This is a genomic window from Amycolatopsis sp. NPDC098790, assembly GCF_044759945.1.
Lineage (GTDB): Bacteria > Actinomycetota > Actinomycetes > Mycobacteriales > Pseudonocardiaceae > Amycolatopsis.
This window is the reverse complement of record NZ_JBIWAI010000002.1, coordinates 2143374-2155149: the sequence shown is the minus strand read 5'-3', so window position 1 is coordinate 2155149 and position 11776 is coordinate 2143374. Positions and strand designations below refer to the sequence as shown.

8 protein-coding genes are annotated in these 11776 nt (G+C 70.9%); all 8 read left to right on the top strand.

Going from position 1 to position 11776, the window contains the following annotated elements; all coding sequences use genetic code 11:
• Positions 1–149: 149 nt before the first annotated feature.
• The 8 genes from ACIQWX_RS23625 (at position 150) to ACIQWX_RS23590 (ending at position 11756) form a co-directional block, all read left to right on the top strand.
• Complete coding sequence (locus ACIQWX_RS23625; protein WP_400874762.1) at positions 150–1070, top strand: D-alanyl-D-alanine carboxypeptidase family protein; 921 nt, start codon at positions 150–152, stop codon at positions 1068–1070.
• Positions 1067–2008: an endonuclease/exonuclease/phosphatase family protein gene (locus ACIQWX_RS23620; RefSeq protein WP_400874760.1), complete on the top strand. Its 942-nt coding sequence runs from the start codon at positions 1067–1069 to the stop codon at positions 2006–2008. Before ACIQWX_RS23625 ends, ACIQWX_RS23620 begins: the two co-directional genes overlap by 4 nt.
• 293 nt (positions 2009–2301) lie before the next feature.
• Complete coding sequence (locus ACIQWX_RS23615; RefSeq protein ID WP_400874756.1) at positions 2302–3345, top strand: LacI family DNA-binding transcriptional regulator; 1044 nt, start codon at positions 2302–2304, stop codon at positions 3343–3345.
• Between the two features lie 38 nt (positions 3346–3383).
• The gene (locus ACIQWX_RS23610) at positions 3384–4403 is read left to right on the top strand and encodes an ABC transporter substrate-binding protein (RefSeq protein ID WP_400874753.1); all 1020 of its coding nucleotides are present in this window, start codon (positions 3384–3386) and stop codon (positions 4401–4403) included.
• 30 nt (positions 4404–4433) lie between these two features.
• A complete protein-coding gene (locus ACIQWX_RS23605) occupies positions 4434–5927 on the top strand; it encodes a sugar ABC transporter ATP-binding protein (RefSeq protein WP_400875874.1) in 1494 nt (497 codons plus the stop codon).
• Between the two features lie 5 nt (positions 5928–5932).
• Positions 5933–6967 (top strand): ABC transporter permease, encoded by a 1035-nt coding sequence (locus ACIQWX_RS23600; protein WP_400874750.1) that lies wholly within the window; start codon positions 5933–5935, stop codon positions 6965–6967.
• On the top strand, positions 6964–7950 hold the full coding sequence (yjfF, locus tag ACIQWX_RS23595) for a galactofuranose ABC transporter, permease protein YjfF (RefSeq protein ID WP_400874748.1): 987 nt from the start codon (positions 6964–6966) through the stop codon (positions 7948–7950). The genes ACIQWX_RS23600 and yjfF overlap by 4 nt, the downstream gene beginning before the upstream one ends.
• The gene (locus ACIQWX_RS23590) at positions 7947–11756 is read left to right on the top strand and encodes a LamG-like jellyroll fold domain-containing protein (protein ID WP_400874745.1); all 3810 of its coding nucleotides are present in this window, start codon (positions 7947–7949) and stop codon (positions 11754–11756) included. Before yjfF ends, ACIQWX_RS23590 begins: the two co-directional genes overlap by 4 nt.
• Positions 11757–11776: the final 20 nt, after the last annotated feature.

The window sequence follows — 11776 nt, the reverse complement described above, 5'->3', positions numbered from 1 at the left end:
AGGGGGGCCGGTCCCGCGCCACGTCCGCTGATGCACAACCCGGACATTTCTGGGTCAGACCTGTCGAACAACCCCGACGGCCCGGCGATCTTCCCCGGACAAAGTGGCGGTGCGCGCTCACGAAGCGCCCCGGCACCCGGAGGAAAACCATGGCCCGTACCCGCATCCCACCCCTCGCCGGCGGGATCGCCGCCGCCTTGGCGGTGGCTCTCGCCGTGGCGGCCTGGGTGCTCTTCCCGCCCACCGTCGACGGGCGCGCGAGCGCCGCCCGGCCCGTTGTCGACCTGCCGTTGCCGTGGCCCGCCGAGGGGCAAGCCAGTGCCGAGGTCCAAGGGCTGGGCTCGCTCGGCAGCCGCGGGGAGCAACGGCCCGTGCCGATCGCCAGCGTCACCAAGGTCATGACCGCCTACGTCGTGCTCAAGGACCACCCGCTCGCCGCCGGCGACACCGGCCCCATGATCACCGTCGACGAGCAGGCGGAGGCCGAATCGACCTCGCGTGAAGAGTCGACCGTGTCCCTGCGGGCCGGGCGGCAGATCAGTGAGCGGGACCTCCTTTCCCTCATGCTCGTCCCGTCCGGCAACAACGCCGCCCGGCTGCTCGCCCGGTGGGACGCCGGCAGCCAAGCGGACTTCGTCGGGAAGATGAACCGCGAGGCCGCCGCGCTCGGCATGACCGACACCACCTACACCGGCGCCAGCGGGGTCGAAGACTCGACCACCAGCACCGCCGGCGACCAGCTGCGCCTGGCCCGCGAGGTGATGCGCAACGCCGTCATCCGCGAGATCGTGGCCACGACGAGCCTCCGCGTCGACGGCGTGCCCGGCGTCGTCAACACCAACACCCTCCTCGGCCGCGACGGCGTGATCGGGCTGAAGACCGGTTCGTCGACCGCCGCCGGCGGGGCGCTGATGTGGGCGGCGAACGGTCCCGGCGGCGCGCTCATCCTCGGTGTCGTCCTGCACCAAAACCCCGGTGGGAGCCCGGCGCAGGGACTGCGGGCCGCGCTCGAGAACAGCCGGACCCTCATCGCCGCCATCCAGCGGGAACTGCCGGCGGCCACGCGATGACCGCGGTGGCCGAGGCGCCGCCGACCCGGCGGCGCGGGCGCGTGATCGCGGTGTTTTCCGCGCTGACCGCGCTCCTGCTGCTCGCGCATGCGCTGGTCCCCAACTGGGTGGGCAACGCGGGCAGCCTGCTGGAGACGTTCCTGCCGTGGACCGGCCTGCTCGTGCTCCCGCTCCTCGTGGCGGCGCTGGTCCGGCGGTCGGCGCTCGCGCTCGTGTCGCTTCTACTGCCCGCGCTGGTGTGGGGCGGGTTCTTCGGCGGCAGGCTCTTCGACAAGACCGAAGCCGGCGGCGACCTCACGATCGTTTCGCACAACGTCAACGACGAGAACCCGGACCCGGCGGGCACCGCGCGGGCGCTGGCCGCGTCCGGCGCGCAGGTGATCGCCCTGGAGGAGCTGAAGAAGTCCGAAATCCCGAAGTACGAAGACGCGCTCGCCGCGGCGTACCCGCACCACTCGGTGCAGGGCACGGTCGGCATCTGGAGCACGTTCCCGCTCGGTGACACGGAACCGGTCGCGATCATGCCGTGGACCCGCGCGCTGCGGACCACAGTGGACACTCCGAAGGGCCCGGTCGCCGTGTTCGTCGCGCACCTGCCGTCGGTGCGCGTCCGGCTCGACTCGGGCTTCACGGCGTACGGCCGCGACGAAGCGATCGGGCTGCTCGCCGCCGCGCTGGCGGGGGAGCCGTCGTCGCACACCGTGCTGGTCGGCGACTTCAACGGCACCGCCGACGACCGCGCCCTGGACCCGATCACCACGCGGATGCGGTCCGCGCAGGAGGAAGCCGGCGACGGCTTCGGGTTCAGCTGGCCGGCCGGGCTCCCGCTGGCGCGGATCGACCAGGTCTTCGTCGCGGGGCTGCGGCCGGTGGCGGCGTGGACGTTGCCCGCGACGGGCAGCGACCACCTCCCGGTGGCGGCTTCGGTGGCGTTCTGACGGCGGCGGACGTCATGAACGACTCGTTCAGGGCGCCGGACGCGGTGAAAGACTCGTTCATGACGTCCGGAAACGCGCGAGTGTGCGACCTGAACACCGCGCTCGGGACGCTTCCGGTGAATTGTCCACGGCGCCTTCCCCTGGTCGGCGGCGTCGCCGGGCGGTGAACGCACGTGACTAGACCGTTACGCGACCCAGGCTTGACCCCGCCGGTGTTATCGCTAACACTGACTCCTCGCCGCCGCCCGAACGGGTGACGGGCGCCACGTCGAAGTGCCTGAAAGGGGATGCCGGTGGCCGAACGACCCCGCTCCGGCGGCCCCGTCAGGGTGACCGCCGCCGGCACGCGGCAGCCCAGCCTGACCGACGTCGCGGGCGTGGCCGGCGTGTCGCACATGACCGTCTCGCGGGTCATCAACGGGACCGGCCCGGTGCGGCCCGAGACCCGCGCCCGGGTGCTCGCCGCCATCGAGGAACTGGGCTACCGCCCGAACTCCGCGGCCCGCGCGCTCGTCACCGGGCGCACCGGGACACTCGGCGTCGTCGCGCTCGAGTCCAATCTGTACGGTCCGGCCAGCACGCTCTACGGCATCGAGAACGCCGCCCGCGAAGCCGGGTACGCGATCACGATCTCCAGTGTCAGCCGCCCGGGCCGGTCGTCGATCGCCGACGCGGTGGAGAACCTCCGCCGCCAGGCCGTCGAAGGCATCATCGTCATCGCCCCGCACGTCACCGCCGGCCGGGCACTGGAAGCCGCGCCCGCGGACTTCCCGGTCGTCGCGGTCGGCGGCGGGGAGGCGGCACCGGTTCCGGTCATCTCCGTCGACCAGCGCGACGGTGCCCGCCGCGCCACCGAGCACCTGCTGGCCCTCGGGCACCGGACCGTGTGGCACGTCGCCGGTCCTGAGGACTGGCTGGAAGCCCGCGACCGCGAGGCCGGCTGGCGGGAAACCCTCGAACGCCACGGCGCGAACGTGCCGCAGGTGATCCAGGGCGACTGGAGCTCGCGCTCCGGCTACGAGGCGGGGCGATCCCTCGCCAAGGAACGCGACCTCGACGCCGTCTTCGCCGGCAACGACCAGATGGCGCTCGGCCTGCTGCGCGCCTTCGCCGAAGCCGGCATCTCGGTGCCGCGGGACGTGCGCGTCGCGGGCTTCGACGACGTGCCCGAGGCGGCGTACTTCACGCCGCCGCTCACCACGGTGCGCCAGGACTTCATCGAAGTCGGCCGGCGCACGTTCGGCCTGCTCACCCAGCGGATGGACGGGGGCGACCGGCACGCGCGCGCCCTGGTCGTGCCCGAGCTGATCGTCCGCGAGAGCACCGGGCCGCGTTAGCGCGGCGAACACGCCCGGCAGAAGAACACCAGCTCCGAATGTTAACGTTAACAAATTTGATCACCGTCGATCGAGGAGTGAACGTGCTGAAGAAGCGATGGGCCGCCGCGGCGGCCGCGGCGGCCGGACTCGTGCTGCTCACCGCCTGCGGGAGTGGTGGCTCTTCCGGTGGCTCCGGCGGGGCGATCACGCTCGGCTTCGCCCAGGTGGGCGCCGAGAGCGGGTGGCGGACGGCCAACACCAAGTCGATCCAGGAGTCGGCGAAGACCGCCGGCATCGAGCTCAAGTTCTCCGACGCGCAGCAGAAGCAGGAGAACCAGATCTCCGCGATCCGCTCCTACATCCAGCAGAAGGTGAAGGTCATCGCCTTCTCCCCGGTGGTGGAGTCCGGCTGGGAGACCGTTCTCAAGGAAGCCAAGACGGCCAACATCCCGGTCATCCTCACCGACCGCGCGATCGACTCGCCGGACAAGTCGCTCTACAAGACCTTCCTCGGCTCCGACTTCATCGCCGAGGGCAAGAAGGCGGGGGAGTGGCTGACCAAGGAGTTCGGCAGCGCGACCGGCCAGGTCAACATCGTCGAGCTGCAGGGCACCACGGGCTCGGCGCCGGCCAACGACCGGAAGAAGGGCTTCGCGGACGTCATCGCGGCGGACCCGAAGTACAAGATCGTCGCGTCGCAGACCGGTGAGTTCACCCGCGCCAAGGGCAAGGAGGTCATGGAGGCCTTCCTGAAGTCCCAGCCCAAGATCGACGTCCTCTACGCCCACAACGACGACATGGCCCTCGGCGCCATCGAGGCGATCGAGGCCGCGGGCAAGGTCCCGGGCAAGGACATCAAGATCGTCTCGGTCGACGGCGTCAAGGACGCGCTGCAGGCTCTGGCCGACGGCAAAATCAACCACGTCGTCGAGTGCAACCCGCTGCTCGGCCCGCAGCTGATGGACCTGGTCAAGAAGGTCGCCGCCGGCGAGCAGGTGCCCGCCCGCATCGAGACCCAGGAAACCGAGTTCGACCAGGCGTCGGCGAAGGCCGCCCTGCCGCAGCGGCAGTACTGAGAGGTCCCCGTGTCCACCGAACTGCTCACCATGACGGGCATCCGCAAGGAGTTCCCCGGCGTCCTCGCCCTCGACGGCGTCGACTTCCGCCTGTTCCCGGGCGAGGTCCACGCGCTGATGGGGGAGAACGGCGCCGGCAAGTCCACCCTGATCAAGGTGCTGACCGGGGTGTACGGGGTGGACGCGGGCACGATCACCCTCGCCGGGACCGCCGTCGCCTTCGGCGGCCCCGGCGAGGCGCAACGGGCCGGCGTCAGCACGGTCTACCAGGAGGTCAACCTCTGCCCGAACCTGTCCGTGGCGGAGAACGTCTGCCTCGGCCGGGAACCCCGCCGCTTCGGCCGCATCCAGTGGGGCCCGATGCGGCGGCGGGCCGAGGAGCTCCTCGCCCGCCTCGACGTCCACGTGGACGTCTCGGCCGAGCTGAGCACCTGCTCGATCGCCGTCCAGCAGCTGGTCGCGATCGCCCGCGCGCTGGACGTCGACGCGCGGGTCCTCGTCCTCGACGAGCCGACGTCCAGTTTGGACACCGGCGAGGTCGAGCAGCTGCTGAAGGTCGTGCGCTCGCTGCGCGACGAAGGCATGGCGATCCTGTTCGTCTCCCACTTCATCGACCAGGTCTTCGCCGTCGCCGACCGGATGACCGTGCTGCGCAACGGGAAGCTGATCGGCGAGTACCGCACGGCGGACATCACGCCGGTCGAGCTGGTCACCCGGATGATCGGCAAGGAGCTGCAGGTCCTCGAGGACCTGGAGGACTCCGGGCCGACCCGGGCCGAGGTCGCCGACGCGCCGGTGCTGCTGGCCGCCGAAGACCTCGGCCGCAAGGGCGGCGTCGAGCCGTTCAGCCTCGCCATCCACGCCGGCGAGGTCGTCGGGCTGGCCGGGCTCCTGGGGTCGGGCCGCACCGAGCTGGCCCGGCTGCTCTTCGGCGCCGACCACGCCGACACCGGGTCGGTCCGCGTCGACGGGGAAACCACGAACCTGCGGACCCCGCGTGCCGGCCTCGACCACCGCATCGCGTTCCTCTCGGAGAACCGCAAGTCCGAAGGGCTGGTCGAGGAACTGACCGTCCGGGAGAACATCGTCCTCGCGCTGCAGGCCTCCCGCGGCTGGGCGCGGCCGCTGTCCCGCCGCCGTCAGGACGAAATCGCCGAGAAGTACGTCAAGGCGCTCGACATCCGGCCCGCCGACCCGGAAGCGCTGGTGGGCAACCTGTCCGGCGGCAACCAGCAGAAGGTGCTGCTGGCCCGCTGGCTCATCACCGAGCCCCGGCTGCTCATCCTCGACGAGCCCACCCGCGGCATCGACATCGGCGCCAAGACCGAGATCCAGCGGCTCGTCACCCAGCTCTCGGCCGACGGCATGGCCGTCGTGTTCATCTCCGCCGAGCTGGAGGAAGTCCTGCGGCTGAGCCACCGCGTAGTCGTGCTGCGTGACCGGAAGGTCGTGGCGCAGCGGGACAACCAGGGACTCACCGCGGACGACATCATGGCCACGATGGCCGAAGGGGTGCAGGCGTGAAAGGGATGACCAAACACCGGCTCTTCTGGCCCGTGGTGGCGTTGCTGGTGCTGCTGCTGGGCGACCTCGTCGCGAGCCCGTCGTTCTTCAAGATCGAGCTGCGCGACGGGCACCTCTACGGGAACCTCGTCGACATCCTGAAGAACGGCGCCCCGCTGATCCTCATCGCGATCGGCATGACGCTCGTCATCGCCACCCGCGGCATCGACCTGTCGGTGGGCGCGGTCGTCGCGATCAGCGGGTCGCTCGCGTGCCTGTGGATCGCCGACCACCCGGACGGCGTGGGCGCCACGCTCGTCGCGGTCGGGCTCGCACTCGGGTTGTCCCTGGTGCTCGGGGTGTGGAACGGCTGGCTCGTCGCCGCACTCGGCATCCAGCCGATCATCGCGACGCTCATCCTCATGGTCGCCGGCCGCGGGATCGCGCAGCTGATCAGCGGCGGGCAGATCATCACCATCAACTCGGCCCCGTACGAATGGATCGGCAGCGGCTTCGTGCTCACCCTGCCGAGCGCGATCCTCATCGCCCTGGCGGTGTTCGTGCTCGCTTCGCTGCTGGTACGCCGCTCCGCGCTCGGCATGCTCGTCGAAGCCGTCGGCGGCAACCCCGAAGCCAGCCGGCTGGCCGGGCTCCGCTCGGCGCGGCTGACCTGGCTCGTGTACGTCTTCTGCGGCCTCTGCGCGGGCATCGCCGGGCTGATGATCAGCGCGAACGTGCACAGCGCCGACGCCAACCACGCCGGGTTGTTCATCGAGCTCGACGCCATCCTCGCCGTCGTGGTCGGCGGCACCCAGCTGACCGGCGGCCGGTTCTCCCTCGGCGGCGCGGTGATCGGCGCCCTGCTCATCCAGACGCTCACCACCACCGTCTACGCCCTCGGCATCCCGCCCGAGGCGATCATGCTGTTCAAGGCCCTGGTCGTGCTCGCGGTGTGCCTGCTGCAGTCGCCCGCGTTCCGCCGGAAGCTGCACCGCGGCAAGGCTCGCCCCGCCGCGTCGGCCCCCGCGTCCACTCCCGAAAAGGTGGAGGTCACGGCATGACCACGCTCGTCCGCGTAAAGGGTTACCGGCCGCAGCAGCGGCACGTCCCCATCCTGGCGACGATGGCGCTGCTGATCGCCGCCTACATCTTCGGCGCGGCCCAGTACGAAGCCTTCGGGTCCGGGCAGGTCGTGCTCGACCTGTTCATCAACAACGCGTTCCTGCTGGTGGTCGCGATCGGGATGACGTTCGTGATCCTCACCGGCGGGATCGACCTGTCGGTCGGCTCAGTCGTCGCACTGTCCACAGTGGTCTCCGGCGACCTGATGCAGAAGCACGGCTGGCCCGCGTACGCGGCGATCGCGGTGGTCCTGGTGATCGGCGCCCTGCTCGGCGCCGGGATGGGCGCGCTCATCCACTTCTTCGAGATCCAGCCGTTCATCGCGACGCTGATCGGGATGTTCTTCGCCCGCGGGCTCTGCTACACGATCAGCACCGAGGCGTACTCGATCGACAACCCGACGATCGCCACCCTCGCCCAGACGCAGATCCCGTTGGGCGGGGAGCTGCACATCTCGATCAGCGTGGTCGTCGCGCTGGTCGTCGTCGCCGTGGCGGTGTACGTCCTGGCCTTCACGCGGTTCGGGCGCACGGTCTACTCGATCGGCGGCAACGCGCAGTCCGCGATGCTGATGGGCCTCAAGACCGGCCGCACCAAGATCGCCGTCTACACGATCAGCGGGTTCTGCTCGGCCCTCGGCGGGCTGCTCCTCGTGCTGTACAAGTCTTCCGGCGACCCGCTCAACGGCGTCGGCCTGGAGCTGACCGCGATCGCCGCGGTGGTCATCGGCGGCACCATCCTCACCGGCGGCTCCGGCTACGTGCTGGGCACCGTGCTCGGGATCATGGTGCTGGGCATCATCCAGACGCTGATCACCTTCGACGGCACGCTCAACTCCTGGTGGACCTCCATCATCACCGGCGCACTCCTGTTCGTCTTCATCGTCCTGCAACGCCTCGTCACCCGAGGGAGCCATCGATGAACGCACGCACTTTCCGCCGTCCCCTGGCCGTGCTCGCGGCCCTGACGCTGTTCTCCGCCCTGCCCGTCACGACCGCCGCGGCCGAGCCCGCTTCACCACTGGCCGGGCACTGGACGTTCGACGACGGCAGCGGGACCACCGCCGCCGACACCGCCGGCGACCACCCCGCGACGCTGAACGCCGGTGCGGGCTGGGGCCCCGGAATCCGCGCCGGCGCCTTGACCACCGACGGTTCCTCCGGGTTCGCCGACGCCGGCGCGCCCGTGCTGGACACCACCAAGAGCTTCTCCGTGAGCAGCTGGGTCAAGCTCGACAAGACGTCCGGCTACCAGACGTTCGTGAGCGTCGACGGCACCCAGGTCAGCAACTTCTTCCTGCAGTTCCGCGACGACTCGCGCCGGTTCGCGTTCACCCGCCTCGCCGGGGACGCCCCGACCGACGGTGTCGTCGCGGGCGCGAACTTCGACCCGGTCGTGGGTCAGTGGTACCAGCTCACCGGCGTGTTCGACGCGGCGGCGTCAACGCTGTCGCTGTACGTCGACGGCACCCGCCAGGCCACCGTCGCCGCGCCCGCCGGCTGGGCCGGCACCGGCCACCTGGTGATCGGCCGCGGCAAGTACGGCGGCAACCCGGTGGACTACGTCGACGGCACGATCGACGACATCCGCGCGTACAGCGGCGCACTGACCGCGGCCGACGCCGCCCGCCTGGCCATCGCCGGGCACTGGACGCTCGACGAGGGCACCGGCACCACGGCGGCCGACGACTCCCTCGACGCGCGCACCGCCACCCTCACCGGCGGAACGACCTGGGGAGACGGTGTCGTCGGCTCGCACGGTGCCGCGTTCAACGGCACCGACGCCGCCATCGACGCCCCCGCGCCCGTGATCGACACCGCGCAGAGCTTCTCGGTGTCCGCGTGGGTCAAGCCGACCGCGGCCGCCGGTTTCCGGACCGCCGTGAGTGTCGACGGCTCGACGATCAGCGGCTTCTACCTGCAGCGCACGGCCGACGGCCGGTTCGCCTTCACCCGGCGCGCGGGCGACGGTGACACGGCGTCGTCCGTGGCGGTGTCCACGCTGCCCGCGCATGCCGACCAGTGGCAGCACCTCGTCGGCGTCTACAACCGCGCGGCCGGCACGCTTTCCCTGTACGTCAACGGAACGCTGCAGCAGAGCGTCCCGTTCACCGCGCCGTGGACCGCCTCCGGGCACCTGGAGATCGGCCGCGGCAAGTGGGCGGGCAGCCCGGCCGACTGGTTCGCCGGCGGCATCGACGACGTCCGCGCCTACCCGACGCCGCTGACCGCGTCCGCCGTCGCCGCACTGGCCGCGAGCGGCTCATGGCACTTCGACGAGGGCGCCGGCACAGTCGCCCGCGACTCGAGCGCGAACGCCGCCGACGGCACGCTGAAGGGCGCCACCTGGACCGCCGGTGCGGCGGGCAAGGCCGTCCAGTTCGACGGGCAGTCCACTGTGGACATGGGCATCTCGCCCGCGTTCGACACCGGTACCGGTTCGCTCTCCCTGGCCGCGTGGTTCCGCACCACCGTGGACGGCACGATCGTCGACCACGGCGACGGGTACGCGCTCGGCGTGACCGGCGGCAAGCTCACCGCCCGCGTCGGCACGATCCAGGTGACCACCACCGGCGGTGGGCTCGCCGACGGCGCCTGGCACCACGCCGCCGTAGTCCTCGACCGCGCGTCCCAGCGGCTGACCGTCTACGCCGACGGTGACGCGGCCGCGGTCACCAGCACCTGCGGCACCCCGGCCGGAACCACCTTGGATGTGTCCGCCTGCCCGGCTTCGGGCACGGCGGCCGCGCCACTGACGGTCGGTGAAGGGTTCACGGGCGCGGTCGACGAACTCGAACTGCGCCGCTTCCCGCTCACCGCCGCCCAGATCGGCACCCTCGCGGGCGCGAACCAGCTGGCCGTGGACGCCAACGTCGTCCGCGCCAACACCCGCCCGACAACCTACGGCTCGATCCTCGAGGACATCAGCCACTCCGTCGAAGGCGGGCTGTACGCCGAACTCGTCCGCAACCGCACCTTCAAGGAGACCTACCAGCGCGGCAGCGGCGCCGGCGACACCCCGGTCCCGTACTGGTCGCTGGTCACCTCGGCCGGCGCCACCGGCACGTACGCCATCGACACCGCGACCCCGCTCAACACCGCACTCGACCGCTCGCTGAAGCTGCACGCCGACACCGTCCCCGCCGCGGGCCGGGTGGCCGCCGCCAACGTCGGCTACTACGGCATTGCCGCCAAACCGTCCACAAAGTACACCGGCAGCTTCTTCGCGAAAGGCACGTGGACCGGCGCAGTGCGCGTGAGCTTGGAGAAGCCGGACGGCACGGTCCTGGCGAGCAAGGACCTCCAGCTCGGCGCGGCTTGGGGACAGCAGACGTTCAGCTTCACCACGCCGTCGACGATCACGACGTCCACCGACAACCGGATCGTCGTCTCCCTGGTGAACAAGACCAAGAAGGCGCTGTCCGGGGACGCCTGGTTCCAGCAGGTCTCGCTGTTCCCGCCCACGTTCAAGAACCACGGCGTCCGCCTCGACCTCGGGCAGAAGCTCGCCGCGATGAAGCTCGGCCTCTTCCGCGTCCCGGGCGGCAACTACCTCGAAGGCAACACCCTCGACACGCGGTTCGCGTGGAAGAACACCATCGGCAAGCCCGAGGAGCGGCCCGGCCACCAGAACTCCGCGTGGGGCTACTGGTCCACCGACGGCTTCGGCATCCTCGACTACCTCAAGCTCTCCGAGGACATCGGCGCCCAGCCGCTCCTGGCCCTGTTCGCCGGCTACACGCTCAACGGCCAGCACGTCAGCCAGGCCGACTACCCGCAGTACGTCCAGGAAGCCCTCGACGAGATCGAGTACGCCATCGGCGACGCCTCCACGACGTGGGGCGCGAAGCGGGTCGCCGACGGGCACCCGGCCCCGTTCGACCTGCACTACGTCGAGGTCGGCAACGAGGACTGGTTCGACGGCTCCGGCAGCTACGCCTGGCGCTTCACCGACATGTACAACGCCATCAAGGCGAAGTACCCGCAGCTGACCGTCATCGCCACGACCGGCGGCCTGCAGGGCGGGGCCGCGTCGAGCACGCCGACCGGGGTGCGCCCGGACGCCGCGGACGACCACTACTACCAGTCGCCGCAGTGGTTCACCGACAACTCCACCCGCTACGACACCGCGGACCGCTCCGGCCCGGAAATCCTCGTCGGCGAGTACGGCGCCCAGGACGGCCGGCCCACCGGCACCCTGGCCGCCGCCATCGGCGAAGCCGCGTTCCTCACCGGGCTGGAACGCAACAGCGACATCGTCATCGGCTCGATGTACGCCCCGGTGCTGGTGCACGAGAACCAGTCCAACTGGCCGGTCAACCTGATCGGCCTCGACGCCGGGAGCAGCTACGGCTCGCCGTCGTACTGGGTGCAGCAGATGTTCTCCAGCACGCTCGGCAAGCAGATCGTGACCAGCCGCCTCAACCAGGGCAGCCCGCTGCGCCAGGTGGTCAACGTGACCACCAAGAGCGGCCGGAAGACGTTCACGGTCAAGCTCGTCAACCCGACCGGCCAGGTCCAGACCGCGCGGCTGGCGCTCACCGGCGTCACCGCGGTCGACGGCACCGGGACGCTCACCACGCTCACCGGCGACCCGGCGGGCCGCAACAGCCTCGCCGCGCCCACCGCGATCGTGCCGCAGACCAGGGAGATCACCGGGCTGGCCGCCACGTCGAAGCTGACCCTGCCCGCCAACTCCGTGACCACCCTGGTCATGACCGGCCGCTGAACAACACCAGGAGAGAGGAC

Bases quoted from the DNA above. Each gene is read 5' to 3' on its own strand.
- ACIQWX_RS23590 (WP_400874745.1), top strand. From the start codon at position 7,947: ATGAACGCACGCACTTTCCGCCGTCCCCTGGCCGTGCTCGCGGCCCTG.
- ACIQWX_RS23620 (WP_400874760.1), top strand. From the start codon at position 1,067: ATGACCGCGGTGGCCGAGGCGCCGCCGACCCGGCGGCGCGGGCGCGTG.
- ACIQWX_RS23600 (WP_400874750.1), top strand. From the start codon at position 5,933: ATGACCAAACACCGGCTCTTCTGGCCCGTGGTGGCGTTGCTGGTGCTG.
- ACIQWX_RS23605 (WP_400875874.1), top strand. From the start codon at position 4,434: ATGACGGGCATCCGCAAGGAGTTCCCCGGCGTCCTCGCCCTCGACGGC.
- yjfF (WP_400874748.1), top strand. From the start codon at position 6,964: ATGACCACGCTCGTCCGCGTAAAGGGTTACCGGCCGCAGCAGCGGCAC.
- ACIQWX_RS23610 (WP_400874753.1), top strand. From the start codon at position 3,384: ATGTTAACGTTAACAAATTTGATCACCGTCGATCGAGGAGTGAACGTG.
- ACIQWX_RS23625 (WP_400874762.1), top strand. From the start codon at position 150: ATGGCCCGTACCCGCATCCCACCCCTCGCCGGCGGGATCGCCGCCGCC.